General features: G+C 69.0%; 22 protein-coding genes. 14 read left to right on the forward strand and 8 right to left on the reverse strand.

What is annotated here, in order from left to right; translation table 11 throughout:
* Positions 1 to 20 precede the first annotated feature (20 nt).
* From truA to accD, 5 genes are read left to right on the forward strand one after another with little or no spacing between them, the layout of a single operon-like run.
* The gene (truA, locus tag RTA_RS14440) at positions 21 to 803 is read left to right on the forward strand and encodes a tRNA pseudouridine(38-40) synthase TruA (RefSeq protein WP_013902154.1); all 783 of its coding nucleotides are present in this window, start codon (positions 21 to 23) and stop codon (positions 801 to 803) included.
* Positions 800 to 1537 (forward strand): phosphoribosylanthranilate isomerase, encoded by a 738-nt coding sequence (locus RTA_RS14445; protein WP_049871293.1) that lies wholly within the window; start codon positions 800 to 802, stop codon positions 1535 to 1537. The genes truA and RTA_RS14445 overlap by 4 nt, the downstream gene beginning before the upstream one ends.
* Positions 1515 to 2762, forward strand: coding sequence for a tryptophan synthase subunit beta (trpB, locus tag RTA_RS14450; RefSeq protein ID WP_013902156.1), 1248 nt, complete (start codon positions 1515 to 1517; stop codon positions 2760 to 2762). Before RTA_RS14445 ends, trpB begins: the two co-directional genes overlap by 23 nt.
* Complete coding sequence (gene trpA / locus RTA_RS14455) at positions 2759 to 3568, forward strand: tryptophan synthase subunit alpha (RefSeq protein ID WP_013902157.1); 810 nt, start codon at positions 2759 to 2761, stop codon at positions 3566 to 3568. The genes trpB and trpA overlap by 4 nt, the downstream gene beginning before the upstream one ends.
* Positions 3569 to 3594: 26 nt before the next feature.
* Entirely contained in the window at positions 3595 to 4467 is an 873-nt protein-coding gene (accD, locus tag RTA_RS14460) for an acetyl-CoA carboxylase, carboxyltransferase subunit beta (protein ID WP_013902158.1), read from the forward strand.
* Positions 4468 to 4484: 17 nt separating this feature from the next.
* Here accD and RTA_RS14465 read toward each other — a convergent pair whose 3' ends face one another.
* The gene (locus tag RTA_RS14465) at positions 4485 to 5033 is read right to left on the reverse strand and encodes a YggT family protein (protein WP_013902159.1); all 549 of its coding nucleotides are present in this window, start codon (positions 5031 to 5033) and stop codon (positions 4485 to 4487) included.
* 25 nt (positions 5034 to 5058) lie between these two features.
* Between RTA_RS14465 and RTA_RS14470 the strand changes: the two genes are divergently transcribed.
* Genes RTA_RS14470 through RTA_RS14485 form a run of 4 tightly spaced genes read left to right on the forward strand, consistent with a single transcriptional unit; the run spans position 5059 to position 9171 of the window.
* Complete coding sequence (locus tag RTA_RS14470; RefSeq protein WP_013902160.1) at positions 5059 to 5715, forward strand: LON peptidase substrate-binding domain-containing protein; 657 nt, start codon at positions 5059 to 5061, stop codon at positions 5713 to 5715.
* Positions 5716 to 5720: 5 nt separating this feature from the next.
* Entirely contained in the window at positions 5721 to 6740 is a 1020-nt protein-coding gene (gene galE / locus RTA_RS14475; RefSeq protein ID WP_013902161.1) for a UDP-glucose 4-epimerase GalE, read from the forward strand.
* A 30-nt stretch (positions 6741 to 6770) separates the two neighbouring features.
* On the forward strand, positions 6771 to 7865 hold the full coding sequence (locus tag RTA_RS14480; protein WP_041676453.1) for a glycosyltransferase: 1095 nt from the start codon (positions 6771 to 6773) through the stop codon (positions 7863 to 7865).
* A complete protein-coding gene (locus RTA_RS14485; protein WP_049871294.1) occupies positions 7855 to 9171 on the forward strand; it encodes a sugar transferase in 1317 nt (438 codons plus the stop codon). The genes RTA_RS14480 and RTA_RS14485 overlap by 11 nt, the downstream gene beginning before the upstream one ends.
* On the opposite strand, the gene RTA_RS14490 is transcribed toward RTA_RS14485, so the two are convergent.
* Entirely contained in the window at positions 9168 to 9875 is a 708-nt protein-coding gene (locus RTA_RS14490) for a class I SAM-dependent methyltransferase (protein ID WP_013902164.1), read from the reverse strand. The genes RTA_RS14485 and RTA_RS14490 overlap by 4 nt on opposite strands.
* A gap of 133 nt (positions 9876 to 10008) precedes the next feature.
* On the opposite strand from RTA_RS14490, the gene RTA_RS14495 reads away from it, so the two are divergent.
* The 5 genes from RTA_RS14495 to RTA_RS14515 all read left to right on the forward strand — a co-directional run bounded on the left by RTA_RS14495 (position 10009) and on the right by RTA_RS14515 (position 15919).
* Entirely contained in the window at positions 10009 to 10923 is a 915-nt protein-coding gene (locus tag RTA_RS14495) for a glycosyltransferase family 4 protein (RefSeq protein ID WP_049871295.1), read from the forward strand.
* Positions 10920 to 11849 (forward strand): glycosyltransferase, encoded by a 930-nt coding sequence (locus tag RTA_RS14500; RefSeq protein ID WP_013902166.1) that lies wholly within the window; start codon positions 10920 to 10922, stop codon positions 11847 to 11849. The genes RTA_RS14495 and RTA_RS14500 overlap by 4 nt, the downstream gene beginning before the upstream one ends.
* A complete protein-coding gene (locus RTA_RS14505) occupies positions 11846 to 13033 on the forward strand; it encodes a hypothetical protein (protein ID WP_041675616.1) in 1188 nt (395 codons plus the stop codon). The genes RTA_RS14500 and RTA_RS14505 overlap by 4 nt, the downstream gene beginning before the upstream one ends.
* Positions 13034 to 13124: 91 nt before the next feature.
* Positions 13125 to 14654 carry a lysine--tRNA ligase gene (gene lysS, locus RTA_RS14510; protein WP_013902168.1) on the forward strand — a complete coding sequence of 510 codons (1530 nt, stop codon included), beginning with the start codon at positions 13125 to 13127 and terminating at the stop codon, positions 14652 to 14654.
* Positions 14651 to 15919: an Hsp70 family protein gene (locus RTA_RS14515; protein ID WP_013902169.1), complete on the forward strand. Its 1269-nt coding sequence runs from the start codon at positions 14651 to 14653 to the stop codon at positions 15917 to 15919. The genes lysS and RTA_RS14515 overlap by 4 nt, the downstream gene beginning before the upstream one ends.
* Positions 15920 to 15952: 33 nt before the next feature.
* Here the strand turns inward: RTA_RS14515 and nagZ are convergent, their stop codons facing one another.
* From nagZ to rnc, 6 genes are read right to left on the reverse strand one after another with little or no spacing between them, the layout of a single operon-like run.
* Entirely contained in the window at positions 15953 to 17035 is a 1083-nt protein-coding gene (gene nagZ / locus RTA_RS14520) for a beta-N-acetylhexosaminidase (RefSeq protein ID WP_013902170.1), read from the reverse strand.
* Positions 17032 to 17439: a holo-ACP synthase gene (gene acpS / locus RTA_RS14525; RefSeq protein WP_013902171.1), complete on the reverse strand. Its 408-nt coding sequence runs from the start codon at positions 17437 to 17439 to the stop codon at positions 17032 to 17034. Before acpS ends, nagZ begins: the two co-directional genes overlap by 4 nt.
* A complete protein-coding gene (locus RTA_RS14530; protein ID WP_013902172.1) occupies positions 17436 to 18191 on the reverse strand; it encodes a pyridoxine 5'-phosphate synthase in 756 nt (251 codons plus the stop codon). Before RTA_RS14530 ends, acpS begins: the two co-directional genes overlap by 4 nt.
* Positions 18188 to 18946: a DNA repair protein RecO gene (gene recO / locus RTA_RS14535; RefSeq protein WP_013902173.1), complete on the reverse strand. Its 759-nt coding sequence runs from the start codon at positions 18944 to 18946 to the stop codon at positions 18188 to 18190. Before recO ends, RTA_RS14530 begins: the two co-directional genes overlap by 4 nt.
* A complete protein-coding gene (era, locus tag RTA_RS14540; protein WP_013902174.1) occupies positions 18933 to 19895 on the reverse strand; it encodes a GTPase Era in 963 nt (320 codons plus the stop codon). Before era ends, recO begins: the two co-directional genes overlap by 14 nt.
* Positions 19895 to 20587, reverse strand: a complete 693-nt coding sequence (gene rnc, locus RTA_RS14545; RefSeq protein WP_013902175.1) for a ribonuclease III — start codon at positions 20585 to 20587, stop codon at positions 19895 to 19897. Before rnc ends, era begins: the two co-directional genes overlap by 1 nt.
* Positions 20588 to 20601: the final 14 nt, after the last annotated feature.

Below are 20601 nucleotides of genomic sequence, written 5' to 3' on the forward strand. Positions count from 1 at the left end.
CACCCCAACGGCAGGCCGCCATGCGCATGGCGCTCGGCGTCAGCTACGGCGGGCAGGGCTACCAGGGCTGGCAGAGCCAGCCCTCGGGCAACACCATCCAAGACAGGCTGGAGGCGGCGCTCGGCCAGTTCGCCGCCCAGCCCATCGCCACCGTGTGCGCCGGACGCACCGATGCCGGCGTGCATGGGCTGATGCAGGTGGTCCACTTCGACACCGCCCTTCAGCGCGAGGCGTTCTCCTGGGTGCGCGGCACCAACACCTTCCTGCCGCCGGACATCGCCGTGCAATGGGCCCAGGCCGTGCCCGACGCCTTCCACTCGCGCGCCAGCGCCCTCGCCCGGCGCTATGCGTACGTCGTGCTCGAGTCGCCGGTGCGGCCCAGCGTGGAGGCCGGCCGGGTCGGCTGGGTGTTCCGCTCGCTGGACGGCGAGGCGATGCGGGCCGCGGCCGCGCACCTGCTGGGTGAGCACGACTTCAGCTCGTTCCGCGCCTCCGGTTGCCAGGCCCGCTCGCCGGTCAAGACCCTGGGACGCGTCGAGATCGCCCGCCGCGGCCGTTACTGGCGCTTCGAGTTCGAGGCCAACGCCTTCCTGCACCACATGATCCGAAACATCATGGGCTGCCTGCTGGTTATCGGCCAGGGGCAGCAGCCGCCGGGGTGGATGCGGCAGGTGCTGCTCGCCCGCAGCCGCGACGCGGCCGCCCCGACCTTCGCCCCGGACGGCCTGTACTTCCTGGGGCCGGTCTACGAGCCCCTGTGGCAGCTGCCGAGCCAGGCCGCTGCGTATGATTGGCTGCCATGACCGCCCGGGCTTTGCCGTTGCGCACGCGCATCAAGATCTGCGGCCTCACGCGCGAGCAGGACGTGGACGCCGCGGTGGATGCCGGCGCCGACGCCGTCGGCTTCGTGCTGTACGACAGGAGCCCGCGCCGCGTCGTGCTGGACCGGGCGGTGGAACTGGCACGCCGCCTGCCGCCCTTCGTGACGCCGGTGCTGCTGTTCGTCAACGAGGATGCCGCGCGGGTCGCCGCCGCCTGCCGGGCGCTCCCCCGGGCCGCGGCCCAGTTCCACGGTGACGAGACGCCGGCGCAGTGCCTGGCGGCCACGGAAGGCGGCCGCTGGCCCTACCTGCGCGCCGCCCGGATCCCGACGGATCCGGTCGTGCCGTTCGACTTGCTAAGATTCGCCCACGATTTCGCAAGCGCCCAGGCCCTCCTGCTCGACGCCCATGTCGAGGGTTATGGCGGCGGCGGCAAGGCATTCGATTGGTCACGCATTCCAACAAACGTCGGCGCTCACCTCGTCTTGTCTGGTGGGTTGACGCCTGCAAACGTGGGCGACGGCATCCGGCAGGTGCGGCCGCGTTGCAGGACGCTGGCCGTTGACGTGAGTTCCGGCGTCGAGGCCGTCACCAGCGACGGTTCCGTGCTCAAGGGCATCAAGGACGCCGGCAAGATCCATCGGTTCGTCGCCGCCGTGCGCGCGGCCGACGAGCAGCTTGCACGAGGCCTTCATGACTCCCTACCAGCAACCTGACGCCGCCGGCCACTTCGGCATCTATGGCGGCAGCTTCGTCAGCGAGACGCTGACCCACGCCATCAACGAGCTGCGCGCCGCCTACGCGCGCTACCAGCACGATCCCGAGTTCCTGGCCGAATTCCGGCACGAGCTGGCGCACTTCGTGGGCCGCCCCTCCCCCATCTACCACGCCTCGCGCATGAGCCAGGAGATGGGCGGCGCGCAGATTTACCTCAAGCGCGAGGACCTCAACCACACCGGCGCGCACAAGATCAACAACGTGATCGGGCAGGCCATGCTGGCGCGGCGCATGGGCAAGCCGCGGGTGATCGCCGAGACCGGCGCCGGCCAGCACGGCGTGGCCACCGCCACCATCTGCGCGCGCTACGGGCTGGAATGCGTGGTCTACATGGGGATTGAGGACGTCAAGCGCCAGAGCCCCAACGTCTACCGCATGAACCTGCTGGGCGCCAAGGTGGTGCCGGTGGAATCCGGCAGCAGGACGCTGAAGGACGCCTTGAACGAGGCCATGCGCGACTGGGTGACGAACGTCGAGAACACCTTCTACATCATCGGCACCGTGGCCGGCCCGCATCCCTACCCGATGATGGTGCGCGACTTCCAGAGCGTGATCGGCAACGAGTGCCTGAAGCAGATGCCGGAGATGACCGGCCGGCAGCCCGACGCGGTGGTCGCCTGCGTGGGCGGCGGCAGCAACGCCATGGGCATCTTCCACCCCTACATCCCGCACGAGAAGACACGCCTGATCGGCGTGGAGGCCGCTGGCGAGGGCCTGGACAGCGGCAAGCATTCGGCCTCGCTGCAACGAGGCAGCCCGGGCGTGCTGCACGGCAACCGCACCTACATCCTGCAGGACGACAACGGCCAGATCACCGAGACCCACAGCGTCAGCGCGGGCCTGGACTATCCCGGCGTCGGGCCCGAGCATGCCTGGCTCAAGGACATCGGCCGCGCCGAATACGTGGGCATCACCGACAAGGAAGCCCTGGAGGCCTTCCACTACCTGTGCCGCACCGAGGGCATCATCCCGGCGCTGGAATCCAGCCACGCCATCGCCTACGCGATGAAGCTGGCCGGGACGCTGGGCCGCGACCAGAGCATCCTGGTCAACCTGTCCGGCCGCGGCGACAAGGACATAGGCACCGTCGCCGACCTGGCGGGCGTGGACTTCTACGATCGCCCGTCGATGCGCGGCCTGGGCGTCAAGGGCGGCGGCCGATGAGCCGCATCGCCCCCACGCTGGCGGCGCTGAAGGCCGGCGGCCGCAAGGCCCTCATCCCCTACGTCACGGCCGGCTTCCCCGAGGCGGAGATCACCCCCGAGCTGATGCACGCCATGGCCGGCGCTGGCGCGGACATCATCGAGCTGGGCATTCCGTTCTCCGACCCCATGGCCGACGGCCCGGTGATCCAGCGCGCCGGCGAGAAGGCGCTGGCGCTGGGCGTGGGCCTGGCCCAGGTCCTGGAGATGGTGCGCACGTTCCGCCGGAGCGACGACCGCACGCCGGTCGTCCTGATGGGTTACGCCAACCCGGTGGAGCGCTATGACCTGCGCCACGGCGAGGGGGCCTTCATCCGCGATGCCGCCCAGGCCGGCGTGGACGGCGTGCTCATCGTCGACTACCCGCCCGAGGAGTGCGAGGGCTTCGCCGCCCGCCTGCGCTCGGCCGGCCTGGACCTGATCTTCCTGCTGGCCCCCACCAGCACGGACGAACGCATGCGGCAGGTCGCCCGGCTGGCCAGCGGCTATGTCTACTACGTCTCGCTCAAGGGCGTGACCGGCGCGGGCCACCTGGACACCGCCGCGGTGGAACGGATGCTGCCGCGCATCCGGGCGCAGGTCAGCGTGCCGGTGGGCGTGGGTTTCGGCATCCGCGATCCCGAGACCGCGCGCGCCATCGCCCGCGTGGCCGATGCCGTGGTGATAGGCACCCGGCTGATCCAGGTGATCGAGGAGCAGCCGCGCGACCAGGTGCTGCCGGCGGCCGCCGCCTTTCTCGGTGGTATCCGCCGGGCGCTGGACGCATAATCGATTTTTGCGAAGGAGGAACCCCCATGTCCTGGCTAGAAAAACTGCTGCCGCCGAAGATCCAGCCGACCGACCCGACCGAACGCCGCAGCGTTCCGGAGGGCCTGTGGATCAAGTGCCCCAGCTGCGAGACCGTGCTGTACAAGACCGACCTGGAACAGAACCAGAACGTCTGCCCCAGCTGCAGCCATCACCACCGCATCGGCGCCCGCGCCCGGCTCGACGTCTTCCTCGACGGCGAGGGGCGCTATGAGGTGGGACAGGAGGTCCTGCCGGTGGACGCGCTCAAGTTCAAGGACAGCCGCCGCTATCCCGAGCGGCTGAAGGAGGCGCTGGAGAACACCGGCGAGACCGACGCCCTGATCGTCATGGGCGGCTCGGTGCACAGCATCCCCCTGGTGGCCGCGGCCTTCGAGTTCGAATTCATGGGCGGCAGCATGGGCAGCGTGGTCGGCGAGCGCTTCGTGCGCGGCGTCGAGACGGCTCTCGAGCAGAAGGTGCCGTTCCTGTGTTTCACCGCCACCGGCGGCGCTCGCATGCAGGAAGGCCTGCTCTCGCTGATGCAGATGGCCAAGACCAACGCCGCGCTCACGCGCCTGGCCAAGAAGGGCCTGCCCTACATCAGCGTGCTGACCGACCCCACCATGGGCGGCGTCAGCGCCGGTTTCGCCTTTGTCGGCGACATCGTGATCGCCGAGCCCAAGGCCCTGATCGGCTTCGCCGGCCCGCGCGTGATCGAATCCACCGTGCGCGTGACCCTGCCCGAAGGCTTCCAGCGCGCCGAGTTCCTGCAGCAGAAGGGCGCCGTCGACTTCATCTGCGACCGCCGCGAGCTGCGCAAGACGGTGGCCAGCGCGCTGGCCATGCTGCAGCGCCAGCCGGCCGACGCCGTGAGCTGAAGGCCGCTGCGGGCAGGCTAGCCGATCAGCGCGGCCTGTACCGAGGCCAGCACGATCAGCGCCACCTGCAGCACCACCAGCAAGGCCAGCGGCGACAGGTCGATCCCGCCCACCAGCGGGATGAGGCGGCGGAAGGGCCGCAGCACCGGCGCGGCCAGGCGCTCGATCACGTCCACGATGGGCGAATCGGCGCGCACCCACGACAGGATGGCGGCCACGATCACCAGCCCGATCAGCGCCGAGATCGCCAGCCGCAGCAGGCCGAACAGGGCCAGCACGGGGATCAGCTCGGCGCCGCGCCCGCGTCCCAGCAACAGCCACAACAAGGCGTACTGCGCCAGCTCCAGCAGGTAGGCGCCCATCAGGCTGGCCGTGTCCCAGCGCCCGACCGCCGGCAGCACCTTGCGCAGGGGCAGCACCAGCCAATCAGTCAGCGCGAACACGAAGCGTCCCACGGGGTTGCCGAAGGAGATGCGCTGGTGCTGCATGTACAGGCGCAGCAGGCAGGCGCCGCCCAGCAAGCCCACCACCACGTCGAGCAGGAATGAGACGATTTGATAGAGCATGGGGCCGGGTCTTGAAGGTCGTGGGATGATAGCGGGCAGAAACGGATCGCCAGTGCCCGCCGCCCTCACCCTGCAGTCCCTCCCGTTGTTCCCATTGGGCACGGTGCTCTTTCCGGGCGGACTGCTGCCGCTGCGCATCTTCGAGGTGCGCTACCTGGACATGATCGGCCGCTGCCACAAGGCCGGCGCACCCTTCGGGGTGGTGTCGCTGACCCAGGGCCAGGAGGTGCGGCAGCCGGGCAGCCGCGAGGCGTTCGCGACCGTCGGCACGCTGGCCACCATCAGCGCGCTGGAAACGCCCCGGCCCGGGCTGATGATGATCCGCGCCAGCGGTACCCGGCGCTTTCGCATCACCGCCAGCGACCAGCTCAAGCACGGCCTGTGGGTGGCCGACGTGGAAAGCCTGGGCGACGACCTGTCCGTCCCGGTGCCGCCCGACCTGCAGGGCACGGCCGATGCGCTGGGCAAGGTGATCCGGTCGCTGCAGGAAAAAGCCGAATCGGCCGACCAGCTGCCGATCCAGGGCCCCTGGCGCCTGCAGGACTGCGGCTGGGTGGCCAACCGCTGGTGCGAGCTGCTGCCGCTGCCGGTGGCGCTCAAGCAGCGCATGATGGAACTGGACAACCCCCTGGTGCGCCTGGAGCTGGTGAGCGACGTGCTGGCGCGGATGGGGATCGCCTGAGCGGCATGAACGCCCGCGTCCTGGTGACCGGCGGTGCCGGCTACATCGGCTCGCACACGGCCGTGGTGCTGATGCAGGCCGGGCTGGACGTGGTGATCCTGGACAACCTGTGCAACAGCAGCGCGCTGGTGCTGGACCGGCTGGAGCGCGTCTGCAGCCGCCGGCCGGAGTTCGTGCAGGCCGACGCGCGCGACGCGGCGGCCCTGGACGGCGTGTTCGCCCGGCACCGCATCGACGGCGTCATCCATTTCGCCGGCCTCAAGGCGGTGGGCGAGTCCGTGGCGCAGCCGCTGCGGTATTTCGACAACAACCTGGGCAGCACCGTCACCCTGCTGCAGGCCATGGAACGGGCCGGCGTACGGCGCCTGGTCTTCAGCTCCTCGGCGACGGTGTACGGCGATGCCAGCGCCAGCCCCATCCCGGAGACCGCGCCGCTGGCGGTGACCAACCCGTACGGTCGCTCCAAGCTGATGTGCGAGGACATGCTGCGCGACCTGGCCCAGGCGGATCCGCGTTGGCACATCGCCATCCTGCGCTACTTCAACCCGGTCGGCGCCCACCCCAGCGGCCTGATCGGCGAGTCGCCGCGGGGCACGCCCGCCAACCTGATGCCCTACCTGGTGCAGGTGGCCGGCGGGCAGCGCGAGAGCCTGCAGATCTTCGGCAGCGACTACCCCACGCCGGACGGCACCGGCGTGCGCGATTTCATCCACGTCATGGACCTGGCCGAGGGTCACCTGGCCGCCTTGCGCTACCTGGAGCGCAAGGGGACGGGCATCACGGTCAACCTGGGGACCGGCCGCGGCGTCAGTGTCAGGCAGATGCTCGACACCTTCCAGCGCGTCACCGGACGCGCCGTCGCACACCGCTATGCCGACCGGCGCCCTGGGGACGTGGCCGTTTGCTACGCGGACGCCGGCCGGGCCCTGCAGCACCTGGGCTGGCAGGCCCGGCTCGGGCTGGAGCGCATGTGCGAGGACGCCTGGCGCTGGCAGGCGCAAAACCCGGCGGGCTACGGAGGCTGAGTGGCGGAGCCGCGCGTCGCACCGCGCGTGATGCTGGTCATCACCAAGGGGGAAACCGGCGGCGCACAGACCCATGTGCTGGCGCTGTGCCAGGCGCTGGCGGGCCGCGCCGACATAAACGTGGTCATCGGCGGGACCTCGGCCGACTCTCCGCTGGCCCGGGCCCTGCGGCAAGCCGGCGTGCCCACGCGTACCCTGCCCGCCCTGCGCAACTCCCTGTCGCCCTGGGCGGTCGCGAGGGCGACGCGGGACCTGCTGCGGCTGCTGCGCGAGAGGCCGCCCGACCTTTTGCACGCCCACAGCGCCGTGGCTGGCGTGGTCGCGCGGCTGGCCGGCTGGATCGCCCGGGTCCCCGTGGTCTACACCGTGCACGGTTTCGGCTTCAAGCCGCAGGCGCCTGCGCTGCAGCGCCGCATGGCCTTCCTGGCCGAGTGGACCCTGGCGCCCCTGACCCGCCGGATGGTCTGTGTGTCGCACCACGAGCGGGCGCTGGCCGCCCGGTTGCCCCTGCCGGCGCAACGGGTCAGCGTCATCCCGAACGCCGTGGTCGACACGCCTCACCGGGCGTCGCCGGCACGCGAGCCGGCCCGCATCGTGATGGTGGCCCGCTTCGCCGCGCCCAAGCGGCCGGATCTGCTGTTGCGGGCCGCCGCCCTGTTGCGCGACCAGCAGCGGCACGAGGCCCTCCTGACCCTGATCGGCGACGGGCCCGAGCTGGTGAAGTGCCAGGCCCTGGCGCGTGAGTTCGGCCTGGCCGCGGCCCGGTTTCCCGGCGACGTGTCGGACGTGCCCGAGCGCCTGGCGCAGCATGAGGTGTTCGTGCTGCTGTCCGACCACGAGGGACTGCCGATTTCCGTGCTGGAAGCCATGCGGTCCGGCCTGGCCATCGTGGCCAGCGACCTCCCGGGCATCCGCGAGCTGGTGCGAACCGGACAGGAAGCGTTGCTCGTACCCAACGATCCTGCCGCCGTGGCGCAGGCGCTGGCCCGGCTTGCGGCCTCACCGGAACTGCGTTCGCGCCTGGGACAGGGGGCCCGCCGTCGCTACGAGACATTGTTCACGCCCGGCACGATGGTGGATGCGGTGCTCAACCTCTATGGTCAAATTGCAGCCCATGAGCCGTAGCGCGCCCACCGTGGCCGAACGCAGCAGCCTGGCGTCGCTGACGGCGCACCGCCAGGGTATCCAGCTGGCCTGGTCGCTGGCGGGCGCCCTGCCCTTGCTTCTGGGGTATTTGATCGCCCTGGGCCTGGAGCACGCCGACTGGGTCACCCACCAGTTTCCGCAGACGGTGCTGTGGTGCGCCCTGCCCTACCTGCTGACCGGCCACCTCCTGTACCGAGGCGCGGGGCTGCCCAGCGCCGAGCGCCGCAGCCTGCTGGTGGTCACCACGGCCGTGCCGTTCCTGCTCACGCCCCTGGGGTTTGCCCTGCTGCAGCAGCCGTACTCGCGCGGAGCGGTGCTGCTGGTCTATGGCCTGTCCACCGCCTGGTACCTGCTGGGGATGTGGCTGCACAGGGAACGCAGCATGCAGCGGCTGGTCTGCCTGGACCCCGGGATCGCGCAGAAGCTGCAGGCCCTGGTCGGCGCCGAATGCCTGCAACGGCAGCCCATCCTGCTGGAGCCCTGGCCGGCGGGCGGGCTGGTCCTGGACCAGGGCTGGCAATTCGACGGCGTGGTGCTGGACCGGCAGGTGCAGGCCGACGCCGCCCGCACACAGTTGCTCAGCCAGCTCAAGCTCGATCACGTGCGGCTGTACAGCATCGAGTCCGTGGCCGAAATGCTCAGCGGGCGCAAGGTCAGCCCGGCCGGACAGGACGAACTCTGGCAGATCGACGGCAACCCGGCGTATGACGTCGCCAAGCGCTGCATCGACCTGGTCGCCGTGCTGCTGACCGTGCCCTTGTGGCTGTCCTTGTCGCTGGTCGTAGGCCTGGCCGTCAAGCTGGATTCGCCCGGCCCGGCGCTGTTCCGCCAGCAGCGCGTCGGCCGCAACGGACGCAGCTTCTGCCTGTTGAAGTTCCGCAGCATGGTCCATCAGGGCGCCGGCACCCCCGCCCGCTTCGCGCAACGGGGCGACGACCGCATCACCCGCGTGGGCCGGGTGATCCGCCGCTGGCGGCTGGACGAACTGCCGCAGCTGTGGAACGTGCTGGGCGGCGAGATGAGCCTGATCGGTCCGCGCCCGGAGCAGACCCAGTTCGTGCAGGGCTTCGCCAGCCGCATCGCCGCCTACCCCTACCGCCACCTGGTGCGCCCCGGCCTGACCGGCTGGGCGCAGGTGCAGCAAGGCTATGCCGGCAGCGAGGAAGAGACCGTGGTGAAACTCAGCTACGACCTCTACTATGTGGCGCACTACTCCGTCGCGCTGGACCTGCTGATCGCCTACAAGACGGTGCGGACCATCCTCACGGGCTTCGGTTCGCGTTAGAGAACGGCCTTCGCCTCGGCCAAAAGGACATCGGACCAGATCGGACGCATCTTTACAGCCGCCCTCAATGCCTTGCCTTTGAACGTCGACGCCGCCGAGACGGGGCAACCATGCAGGCCATCGCATTGCAGACCAGCGTCGGCCAACACCTTGAGCAGGGTGAACGGGGAAAACCAAGACCGGTGGTCCGTGTTGACCCGCTCCACGCCTTGGACGGCATGGACCGCGTTGCGAAGGGAAAGCGCGTTGGGCACGGTGACGACGAACTCGGCCCGAGGCAGGCAACTCGCCAAGCGCCGCAGGAACGCGGCCGGATCCGGCAGATGCTCTATGACATCCGGCACCAACACCAGGTCCATCTCCCAGCGCGCCAACTGCGCAGCGGCATCAGAGGAAAAGACATCGAGGACATGGACGTTGTTAAAACCAAGCCCGCGGGCAGTGGTCACGGCGCCAGCGTCGATGTCGATGCCTTCGCAGACGCTGGCACTGCGCGTCAAACGCGCATGCAACCAGCTGCCGTCGGCCACCCTCCTGGCAATCAATGGGACATGGTCCGCAAAACCGACATGCAGGACACGACGGCCTGCCACTCTGGCAGTCAGCAGGTCGCCACGCGGTTGGTGATGCCCGATAATTTGCGGCTGGTAGGCAAAATCGTCACTGAAGCATTTCCCGGACAGATAGCCACCGATTTCATGCATACCGTCATTATCGGCCCGGCTCCACTTGGCACCTAACGTTCTGCTGCTGCTGGAGAACCACGCACTTGGCGGCGTGACCACGATTTGCCGAGCGCTCGCCCTCGCGCTGCAGCGACAGGGCTGGAGAGTCGAGATGGTGAGCCTGGCCGAAAGCGGCTGGCGGCAGCTCTTCGCATCGGCCCGGCGATGCGACGTGATCCTCGCGAGCCACAACTTCCGGCCGGCCTACGTCGGATGGGGTCTGGGACGCATGTTGGGCAAACCGACCGTGGTTTGGTTTCACGGCCCGGTCCAGGAGGTTCTGGCACTCTCGGCCGCTTCGCCGCTCAAGCGCGCCTGGCTGCGCTTCTTCTATGCGCGTCTGAAGCTCATGGTGTTCGTTTCTGAACAGTCCCGCCTGTCGCTCAGGCGTTTCTTGGGCCAGCAGGTGCGCCCGGGCGCCGACTTGAGCGTAGTGGCCAATGCGGTACACACCGCCACCATTGCTCCCGCCGCACCGCGGGAGGGCCGCATCGACGAGTCTTCCCGCGTGCGGCTGGCCTTCGTCGGGCGACTGTCCGCTCAGAAGCATCCGGAACTGTTGCTGGAGGTCCTGCGACGGCTGCCGCGAAAATATGAGCTGACGCTGCTGGGCGACGGTCCTCTGCTCTCCGAGCTGCAACAACTCGGGCAAGACCTGCTGCAGGCGGGCCGCCTGGCCTTCGGTGGCGCTCGGCCGCATGGCCCGGACCTGTACCGGGGCTGGGACCTGACCTTGATGACGTCGCGCTACGAAGGCTACCCGATGTCGGTTTTGGAGTCGATATCGGCAGGCGTGCCTTGCGTGGGCGTGCCCATCGGGCCGCTGCGCGAGATGCTGGGTGACGATGCCCCCTACTTGCTCGCCCGCGACGCCTGCGCCGAGGCGATTGCCCAGACGGTGTTGGCGGTGTGCGCGATGCCGCGACGGCGCCTGCAAGCAGACATGGAGCGCGTACTGGCAAGACATCGGATGGAAGACTTTGTAGGGCGCTGGGAACGATTGCTGTCCTCGGCGGCAGGACGATGAAGGTCCACTTCGTTCGGCTTGCGCAGGCCTATCTACCCGAGCTGGACGCCTACGATTCCTTTCTTCGTGCCCTGGGCCACCAGGCGTGCCTTCATACGCACGTCGGCACCATCCCGGCCGATGCACAGGTGGTCTGGTGGATGTGCGGCCGTGTGCCTGCAGCCATTTCCCATTCGGCACCGGGTGCGTTCCACGTGCATGAGTATTCTTCCGCGTCAGTACCGCCTTTTGCCTGGCTGAAGGATCGCGTCAAGCGTTACCTTCAGCCACGGCCCGACTATCGAATCTTCCAGAACGAATGGGTACGTCGCCGCTTTGACTTCCGGGATGGCAGGCCTTCGGAGTTGCGCGACATGGGCGTGGCTCCGGCGTTTCTGGAGATGCCGCCACACGGGGTGACGCCGGACCACGATTTCGTTTACCTGGGCGAAATGCGCCGGCTGCGGGGCTTTCTACGGGTGTTTGATGCCTTGGAACTCGCAGGCTTGCGGGTATTGCTGGTCGGTCAGCTGCCGGACGACTTGGCGCAACGCCTTGGGCCCACCGCATTGAGGACGGTGACCGGTAGGGTTCCGCATGCCCAGGTGCCTTCCTTGCTGCGAAGGGCACGCGTAGGCTTGAATCTGGTGCCTGACCGCGCGCCCTTCAATTTGCAGACTTCGACCAAGCTGCTGGAATACTGCGCTTGCGGCTTGCACGTGCTCTCGACCGACTATCCCTGGGTGCGCGATTTCGCGCGTCAGCGCGGAGGCGACTTCAGTTACCTGGCCGCACCCGCAGACCCGCGCAGCGTCATGCAGGACCTGGCCAAAGCCTTGCAGGCTCAGGCTCAGGCGACAGCAGCGGTGGTCGACGTGCGCGCGCTTGCTTGGCCTCGCCTGCTCGGCGATCTGCACATCTGGCGGACCATTGGCGTGGAACCATGACATTAGGACGAACTTCCGCCTGGGTGGCGCTGTCCAGTGCCGCGGCCCTTGGTCTGCAGGTACTCCTTGGGCTGGTGCTGCTTAAATTGTTCCCGCCCGCAGCGGTGGGCGAGTTCTCGGTCTTGACCCAGATCGCGTTTTATTGGATGACGCTGGCACTGGCTCAAGGGCCGCTCAAGCTGCTCGCGGACGTGCACCAGCCGCCGCTGGAAGCACTGCGCCGCCTTCTGGCCGCCAGCCTGGGCCGCTGGCTGTTGCTGCTGCCACTGGCTTGGGTCGCGGTAAGAATGAGTGAACCGGGCGCACTGCTGCATGCCTTGGGTTGGACCACGCTCATAGCCGTTCTGCAGCTCGGCTGGTATCTGGCTCAGCCGCTGACGCTGCGCATCGGGCATCCGCTTTCGATCGCCTCGGTGCGGATAGCGCCACCGTTGGTGACCTTGCTTGTCGCGCTGGCGCTCGGTTGGTTCTGGCCGGGGGCGCACGTGAGCGCTCTGCTGCTGTCGGTGACGGCCGGCTATGTCCTGGGTACGCTGTGGCTGCTTCCGCTGCGCAGCGCTCGGATTCCGCGCATCCAGGGCGCTTCTTCCGCGGTCATCACACAGGGTGATAACCGCAGCACGGCCTTGCGGCTGGCCCATACCGCTGCCGATGCATTGATCGGCACTTCGATTCTCATCGTGTGGCACCGTATGCACGGTGCGGCGGAGGCAGGCTACTTGGCCGTGCTCCTAAGGATTCTGGGATTCGTTCCGGCTGTTACGCACGCGGCTTGGGCGCAAGTTCTGCTGGCGCAAAACACGCCGCATCGGCGGGCCTCCCTCAGAGCCGGAATGGGAGGGGCGGCAGTCACGACCATGCTGGGCCTGGCTTGCGCCATCGCTTTGCACCTCGACATGCTGTCCTCGGCGTGGAGCGGTCTGTTGCCTTACCTGCTTCCGGTGGTGGCTTGGCAAGCAGGCGCCTGCATTCTGGCATCGCTAAGCCACCTTCCCTTTCAGCAGGGTCGCGCAAGCGCTTTCTCAGTTGCCGCGATCTGCTATGACCTGCTGCAGTTGCTGCTGTTGATCCTGCCATTCGTGCTGGGACTGTCGCTGTCACCACAGCTGCACATCGCCGCATTCGGCGGCTTGTCGCTCGCGGGGCTGCTAATGCTGAGCCTATGGGTCGGGCGGGCGCATTGAGGCGCTCCAGGCCCGAACTTACAATCTTGCCTTTTGCCTGCCCGGCCACGCGATCATCCGCCCCTGTGGATCGCTGGCGCACCGCTTCCACATGTCCGACGTCCACAGTTCGCATAATCCGGCTCCTGACGACAACCAGCTGATCGCCGAGCGCCGCGAAAAACTCAAGGCCTTGCGCGAAGCGCAGAAGGCCGGTGGCGGCGTCGCCTTCCCGAACGACTTCAAACCCTCCGACCACGCGGCCACGCTGCTGCAGCGGCACGGCCACAAGGAAGCACCGCAACTGGAAGCCGAGGGCATCACCGCGCGCGTCGCCGGCCGCATGATGCTCAAGCGGGTGATGGGCAAGGCCAGCTTCGCCACCCTGCAGGACGCCACCGGCCGCCTCCAGGTGTACGTGACCCGCGACGGCGTGGGCGAGGAGGTGTACGCCGCCTTCAAGCACTGGGACCTGGGCGACGTCGTGGGCTGCGAGGGCAAGGTCTTCAAGACCAAGACCGGCGAGCTGTCCGTCAACGCCACGTCCATCCGGCTGCTCACCAAGAGCCTGCGGCCCATGCCGGACAAGTTCCACGGCGTGGCCGACCAGGAGGTCAAGTACCGCCAGCGCTACGTGGACCTGATGACCGACGAGGACGCCCGCCGGCGCTTCGTCGCGCGCAGCAAGGCCGTGGCCGGCATCCGCGACTTCATGGTGCAGCACGGCTTCCTGGAGGTGGAGACGCCCATGCTCCACCCCATTCCCGGCGGAGCCAACGCACGGCCCTTCGTGACGCACCACAACGCGCTGGACCAGGAGATGTTCCTGCGCATCGCACCCGAGCTGTACCTCAAGCGCCTGATCGTCGGCGGCTTCGAGCGCGTGTTCGAGATCAACCGCAACTTCCGCAACGAAGGCATCTCGGTGCGCCACAACCCCGAGTTCACCATGATGGAGTTCTACGCGGCGTACTGGAACTACCGCGACCTGATGGATTTCACCGAAGCCTTGGTGCGCGACGCGGCCCAGAAAGCGGTGGGTACCCTGCAACTCACCTATGGCGGCAGGCCGGTGGACCTGGCGCAGCCCTTCGCGCGGCTGACCATCCGCGAGGCCATCGTCGCGCACACCGGGGCGGGCGACAACGTCGACAATCGCGACTGGCTGACCGGCGCACTGCGCAAGGCCGGCCTCACCGAGGAGAAGCACGGGCTGGCGGGCCGCTCGCTGGCCAGCCTGCAGGTGCTGTACTTCGAGGAGACGGTGGAAGAAAAGCTCTGGCAGCCCACGTTCATCATGGAGCACCCCACGGAGATCTCGCCGCTGGCCCGCGCCAACGACCAGCGGCCCGAGGTGACCGAGCGCTTCGAGCTGTACATCACCGGACGCGAGTTCGGCAACGGCTTCTCCGAGCTCAACGACGCCGAGGAACAGACGGCGCGCTTCGCCGCCCAGGTCAACGCCAAGGACGCGGGCGATGACGAGGCCATGTTCTTCGACCACGACTTCGTGCGCGCGCTGGAGTACGGCATGCCGCCCACGGGCGGCTGCGGCATCGGCATCGACCGGCTGATGATGCTGCTCACCGACAGCCCCAGCATCCGCGACGTGATCCTGTTCCCGGCGCTGCGCCGGGAATGAGCCGGGCCCCCGGGGCCCTGGGCATCGACTTCGGCACGTCGAATTCGGCGGTCGCCGCCGTCAGGCCCGACGGCACGGCCCGCCTGCTGCCCTTGGAAGGCGATGCCACGGCGCTGCCCACCGCCGTGTTCTTCAACGCCGAAGACAAGACGGTCCACTTCGGCCGGGAGGCCATGGGCCTGTACCTGGCTGGGGTGGACGGACGGCTGATGCGCTCGCTCAAGAGCCTGCTGGGCAGCAGCCTGATGCAGGAGCACACGGCCATCGGCTGGGGCGAGATGCGTTTCACGGACATCATCGCGCGCTTCCTCGCCGAGTTGGGCGAGCGCGCCCGCCGCCAGCTGGGTGCCCTGCCGGCACGGGTGACGGTGGGCCGCCCGGTGCACTTCGTCGACGATGCCCCGGAGCGCGACCGCCAAGCGCAGGAGGCGCTGCAGCAAGCGGCGTTGGCGGCCGGCTTCCAGGAGGTGGGCTTCGAAATGGAGCCGATCGCCGCGGCCCTGGATTACGAGCGCCGCATGGCCGCCGAGGCCGTGGTCCTGATCGTCGACGTGGGCGGAGGCACCTCGGACTTCACCGTCGTTCGGCTGGGGCCCGACCGGATCCGGCGGGCAGACCGGGCCGACGACATCCTGGCCACCAGCGGCGTGCACTTGGGCGGCACGGACTTCGACCGCAGGCTGAACCTGGCGCGCGTCATGCCCCTGCTGGGATTCGGCCATCGCGGGCCGCAGGGCCGGGAGGTGCCCAGCCGGGTCTTCATGGACCTGGCGACCTGGCACCTGATCAACTTCCTCCATGCGCCGCGCACCCTGGCCCAAGTGCGTGCCCTGCGCGCCAACTACGGCGACCTGCGCCTGTACGAACGCCTGCTGGCCGTGCTGCAGCGGCGCCTGGGCCATCGGATCGCCGGCGAGGTGGAGCAGGCCAAGATCGACTGCTCCAACACGGGCGGCACGGCGCTCATCGACCTGGCCGCGGTCGAACCTGGTCTACAGGCTGAACTCACCGGTGGCGACATGGCCTTGCAGCTGCAGCCCCTGTTGGGGCAAGTGGTGGATTGCGCGCACGAATGCCTGCGCCGCGCCGGCGTGCCAGGTGAACGCCTGGGCGCCGTCTACCTCACCGGCGGCTCATCGGCCCTCAAGACCTTCCAGAACTCCCTGCGCCAAGCCTTTCCCGGCGTGCCGCTGGTGGAGGGCGACCTGTTCGGCGGCGTCGCGTCGGGGCTGGCGTACGCATCCGGGCGCGCCCGGAGCAGCTGAGGTTCACGTCGGTCGCTGTCGAAAGGAGAGCAGTCAGGGCAGCAGATCGAGCGCGCGCATATAGCGCGGCTCGGCCATCAATGCATCCCAGGACAACGCCGGACGCGCCGGCAGCAGCTCCAGCCGGCGCTGCTCGCTGGCCTCGCTGGACTGCCACTGGCGCTGCTCCTGCGCCGCGGCCAGCCCCTCCAGCAATTCATCGACGGCGGCGCCGCCCTCCGTTTCCACCGACTGGTTGCACAGCAGCACCATGTCGCAGCCGGCGTTCAGCGCCGTGACGGCGGCTTCGGTGTAGCCCACCTGCCGGCCCTCGATCACCCGCGCGCCGGCCATGCTCAGGTCATCGCTGAAGACCGCGCCCTGGAAGCCCAGCTGGCCGCGCAGGATGCCGTTCAGCCAGCGGCTGGAAAAGCCCGCAGGCCGCGCGTCCACCTGCGGGTAGATCACGTGCGCGGGCATCACACTGGACAGCGAACTGCTCAGCCAGCCGTAGGGCGCGGCATCGTCGGCCAGGATGGCCTTCAGGCTGCGCTGGTCGACGGGAATGGCTACGTGCGAATCGGCCTTGACGAAGCCATGGCCGGGGAAGTGCTTGCCGCAGCTGGCCATGCCGGCCTGCAACAGCCCGTGCGCCAGGCTCTTGGCCAGCAGCGCGGCCACCCGCGCATCGCGGTGGAAGGCGCGGTCGCCGATGACACCGCTGCCGCCCCAGTCGAGGTCCAGCACCGGCGTGAAGCTGAAGTCCACGCCGCAGGCGCGCAGCTCGGCGGCCAGCACGTAGCCGGCCGCCGTTGCGGCATCGGTGGCCTGCATCGCGCTCGCGCCCTTGCCGCCGTCGCGCATCCACAGCTCGCCGAAGGCGCGCATGGGCGGCAGGCGGGTGAAGCCGTCGGTGCGGAAGCGCTGGACGCGGCCGCCCTCGTGGTCCACGCAGATCAGCAGGTCCTCGCGCACGGCCTTGACCTCGGCGCACAGACGGGCCAGCTGCTCGCGGTCCTGCCAGTTGCGGGCGAACAGGATCATGCCACCGCACAGCGGGTGGGCCAGGCGACGGCGATCGGCATCGGTCAGCTGCAGCCCGGCCACGTCCAGGATGACGGGCGCATGTTCGGTCATGGGGTGGGGTCTTCCTTTTTCTCCACCACCACGAAGCTGGCGGCGTAATCGGTTTCGTCGGTCACGGTCACATGGGCCACCAGGCCCTGCGCCTCGAACCAGTCCTTGAGCCCGCCGTGCAGCACGATCACCGGCTGCCCGCTGGGCCGCTTGGCGATCTCGCACAGCGCCCAGCTCATGGGCAGGCGCATGCCCAGGCCGATGGCCTTGCTGAAAGCCTCCTTGGCGGAGAAGCGCGTGGCGATGTAGCGCACACCGCGCTCGGGCCAGCGCCTGCTGCGCGCCTGCCAGGTGGCGAACTCGCCGTCGGCCAGGATCCTGCGCGCGAAGCGCTCGCCATGCCGCTCCAGGGAGGTGCGGATGCGCCGCACGTCGCAGATGTCGGTGCCGATGCCGTAGATCACGGGCTGAAAGCCTTGTCGATCTCGGCGCGATAAGCCCGCACCGCCGCCGCATAGCCCAGCTCCAGTGCGTCGGCGATGAAGGCATGGCCGATGGACACTTCCCGCACGCCGGGCACGGTGCGCAGGAAGTCGGCCAGGTTGTCGCGGTTGAGGTCGTGGCCGGCGTTGATGCCCAGGCCGGCCGCCTGCGCCGCTTCGGCCGCCGCTGTAAAGCCGCGCAGCACCTCGGCCTGCCGCGGCGTGCCCCAGGCGCGCGCATAGGTCTCGGTATAGAGCTCGATGCGGTCGGCGCCGGCCGCCCTGGCCGCGGCCATCAGGTCCGGCCGCGGATCCATGAACAGGCTCACGCGCACGCCCAGCGCCTTCGCCTCGGCGATGACCGTCCTCAGCCGCTGGGCGTCGGCCGGGAAGTCCCAGCCATGGTCGCTGGTGAACTGGCCCTCGCTGTCGGGCACGAAGGTGGCCTGGTGCGGCCGCAGGACGCGCACGAAGTCCATCAGGTTGTGGAAAGGGTTGCCCTCGATGTTGAACTCTGCCCCCGGCCGGGCCGCCACCAGCCGGTGCAGCAGGGGCACGTCGTCGGCGCGGATGTGGCGCGCGTCGGGCCGCGGATGCACCGTCACCCCGTGCGCGCCCGCGTCCAGGCACAGCGTGGCGGCGCGCTCGAGGCTGGGGATGCCCAGGTGGCGGCTGTTGCGCAGCAGGGCCACCTTGTTGAGGTTGACCGAGAGCGCGGTGGGGGGGTGGTTCATAAGGCCTGCAGGTCCATCATCAGCTGCCGGGTGCGCAGCGTGGTCACGCCGCAATGGTAGTGCAGCAGCGCGCGCAGCTGCGGCTTGAGGCCGGCGATCACGGCCGCGGCTTCGCGGATGGTGGCGCCGAAGGGCGCGGGCTGCCGCAGCGCGCGCTCCAGCCCCATCCACTGCGCGCCGCTCAGGCTGGCGCGGCCGTCGCCGGCGGCCGCTTCCACCAGCCCCCCTTCGGGCACCAGGCTGTAGCGGCCTTCGGGCTGCAGCGGTGCCAGGGCCAGGGTCTGCATGTCCAGCGCCGGCAGCAGGCCGATCTCGCGCAGCAGCAGCAGCTCGAAGGCTCGCAGGGCCGGCTGCAGCGCCTCGCCATGCTCCCAGGAGAGCACCTGCACTGCGGACGCATAGGCTTCGAACAGGCCGGGATGCGGATCGTCGCGCGCCAGCAGGCGCAGCAGCAGCTCGTTGAGGTAGTAGCCCGACAGCAAGGCGTCGCCGGTGGGCATGACCTGGCCGCCCACCCATTCGGCGCCCTTGAGCGTGCGGATCTCCGCATCGCCACCGAAAGCCAGGCGTAGCGGCTGCAGCGGCAGCAGGACCGGCCGGAAGTTGGAACTGGGCCGCTTGGCCCCCTTGGCCACCAGGGCCACCCGGCCGTGGTGCCGGGTGAACACCTCCAGGATCAGGCTGGACTCGCTCCAGTCGTAGCGGTGCAGGACGAAGCCCGGCTCGTCGGAAATGCGCCGGCTACTCGTAGCCAAAGCTGCGCACCCTTGCTTCGTCGTCGGCCCAGCCGGTGCGCACCTTGACCCAGATCTCCAGGAACACCTTGGCACCCATCAGCTTCTCCAGCTCCTGCCGGGCCTCGGTGCCTATGCGCTTGAGGCGTTCGCCCTTATCGCCGATGACCATGGCCTTGTGGCTGTCGCGCTCCACCACGATGGTGGCGGCGATGCGCACCATGCGCCCATGCTGGGGACTGGGCTCCTCCTCGAACTTCTCCACCACCACGGTGGAGGTGTAGGGCAGCTCTTCTCCGGTGAAGCGGAACAGCTTTTCGCGCACGGTCTCGCCCGCCAGGAACTTCTCGCTGCGGTCGGTGAGTTCGTCCTCGCCATACCACCAGGGCTGCTCGGGCAGGTACTTCTCGCAGATGGCGAACAGCCGCTGCACGTCCTTGGGGTTCTTGGCCGACATGGGGACGAACTCGGCGAAGTCGTGCCGCTGCTGCATGTCGCGCAGCCAGGGCGCGATCTCGCCGCGCCGGTGCACCTGGTCGAGCTTGTTGGCCACCAGCAGGGCTGGGATGCCGGGCTTGAGCAGCGACAGCACCTTGGCATCGCCCGGGGTGAAGTGGCCGGCTTCGACCACGAACAAAACCAGGTCCACGTCGCCCACGGCCCCCATCACCGTCTTGTTGAGCGAGCGGTTCAGCGCCGTGGCATGCCGCGTCTGGAAGCCGGGCGTGTCGACGAAGACGAACTGGGTCGGGCCCACCGTGCGGATGCCGGTGATGCGGTGGCGCGTGGTCTGGGCCTTGCGCGAGGTGATGCTGATCTTCTGGCCCACCAACGCGTTGAGCAGGGTGGACTTGCCGACGTTGGGCTTGCCGACGATGGCGACCAGACCGCAGCGCTGCGCGACCGGCGCCGCAAGGCTGTCCTGCTTCGCCGGCTGCGGGCCTGCATCGGTGGGGTCGGTCGCGTCCATCAAAGATTGCGGCTCCTGAGCGTGGTCAGCATGGCCGCCGCCGCGGCCTGCTCGGCCGCGCGGCGCGAGGCGCCGATGCCCCGCTCGGTGGCGCCCAGTTCGGGAATCTCGCACTCTACATCGAAGGTCTGTTTGTGCGCGGCACCCAAAGTTCCGGCGACCCGGTAGACCGGCAGCTTGAGCTTGCGGCCCTGCAGCCATTCCTGCAGCTCGGTCTTGGGGTCCTTGGCGGCGGCTTTCATCTCGGGCCTGATGTCCACGTCCTGGAACAGCCGGCGCACCAGGGATTCGGCCGCGGCATAGCCCGCGTCGAGGTGGACCGCACCCACCACCGCCTCCAGCGCGTCGGCCAGGATGGAGGGGCGCTTGCTGCCGCCCGAACGGATCTCGCCCTCCCCCAGCCGGATCACCTCGGGCAGGCCCAGGCGCACCGCCAGCTGGTGCAGCGTGTCCTGCTTGACCAGGTTGGCCCGCACGCGCGACAGCTCGCCTTCGGGCAGGTCCTTGAGCCGCTCGTACAGCAGGCCCGCCACGGCCAGGTTGAGGACCGAGTCGCCCAGGAATTCCAGGCGCTCGTTGTGCTCGGCGGAGAAGCTGCGGTGCGTCAGCGCCAGGGCCAGCAGCCGCGGGTCCTGGAAGCGGTGCTGCAGGCGCTCCTGCAGGGCCGCCAGCGCGGGCGCGGACGGGTTCACCGCCGGTACACGGC

This window comes from Ramlibacter tataouinensis TTB310 (assembly GCF_000215705.1).
Taxonomy (GTDB): Bacteria; Pseudomonadota; Gammaproteobacteria; order Burkholderiales; family Burkholderiaceae_C; genus Ramlibacter; species Ramlibacter tataouinensis.

Coding starts and splice junctions, on each gene's coding strand:
- truA (WP_013902154.1), top strand. CDS start 21: ATGCGCATGGCGCTCGGCGTCAGCTACGGCGGGCAGGGCTACCAGGGC.
- RTA_RS14445 (WP_049871293.1), top strand. CDS start 800: ATGACCGCCCGGGCTTTGCCGTTGCGCACGCGCATCAAGATCTGCGGC.
- trpB (WP_013902156.1), top strand. CDS start 1,515: ATGACTCCCTACCAGCAACCTGACGCCGCCGGCCACTTCGGCATCTAT.
- trpA (WP_013902157.1), top strand. CDS start 2,759: ATGAGCCGCATCGCCCCCACGCTGGCGGCGCTGAAGGCCGGCGGCCGC.
- accD (WP_013902158.1), top strand. CDS start 3,595: ATGTCCTGGCTAGAAAAACTGCTGCCGCCGAAGATCCAGCCGACCGAC.
- RTA_RS14465 (WP_013902159.1), bottom strand. CDS start 5,033: ATGCTCTATCAAATCGTCTCATTCCTGCTCGACGTGGTGGTGGGCTTG.
- RTA_RS14470 (WP_013902160.1), top strand. CDS start 5,059: ATGATAGCGGGCAGAAACGGATCGCCAGTGCCCGCCGCCCTCACCCTG.
- galE (WP_013902161.1), top strand. CDS start 5,721: ATGAACGCCCGCGTCCTGGTGACCGGCGGTGCCGGCTACATCGGCTCG.
- RTA_RS14480 (WP_041676453.1), top strand. CDS start 6,771: ATGCTGGTCATCACCAAGGGGGAAACCGGCGGCGCACAGACCCATGTG.
- RTA_RS14485 (WP_049871294.1), top strand. CDS start 7,855: ATGAGCCGTAGCGCGCCCACCGTGGCCGAACGCAGCAGCCTGGCGTCG.
- RTA_RS14490 (WP_013902164.1), bottom strand. CDS start 9,875: ATGCATGAAATCGGTGGCTATCTGTCCGGGAAATGCTTCAGTGACGAT.
- RTA_RS14495 (WP_049871295.1), top strand. CDS start 10,009: ATGGTGAGCCTGGCCGAAAGCGGCTGGCGGCAGCTCTTCGCATCGGCC.
- RTA_RS14500 (WP_013902166.1), top strand. CDS start 10,920: ATGAAGGTCCACTTCGTTCGGCTTGCGCAGGCCTATCTACCCGAGCTG.
- RTA_RS14505 (WP_041675616.1), top strand. CDS start 11,846: ATGACATTAGGACGAACTTCCGCCTGGGTGGCGCTGTCCAGTGCCGCG.
- lysS (WP_013902168.1), top strand. CDS start 13,125: ATGTCCGACGTCCACAGTTCGCATAATCCGGCTCCTGACGACAACCAG.
- RTA_RS14515 (WP_013902169.1), top strand. CDS start 14,651: ATGAGCCGGGCCCCCGGGGCCCTGGGCATCGACTTCGGCACGTCGAAT.
- nagZ (WP_013902170.1), bottom strand. CDS start 17,035: ATGACCGAACATGCGCCCGTCATCCTGGACGTGGCCGGGCTGCAGCTG.
- RTA_RS14530 (WP_013902172.1), bottom strand. CDS start 18,191: ATGAACCACCCCCCCACCGCGCTCTCGGTCAACCTCAACAAGGTGGCC.
- era (WP_013902174.1), bottom strand. CDS start 19,895: ATGGACGCGACCGACCCCACCGATGCAGGCCCGCAGCCGGCGAAGCAG.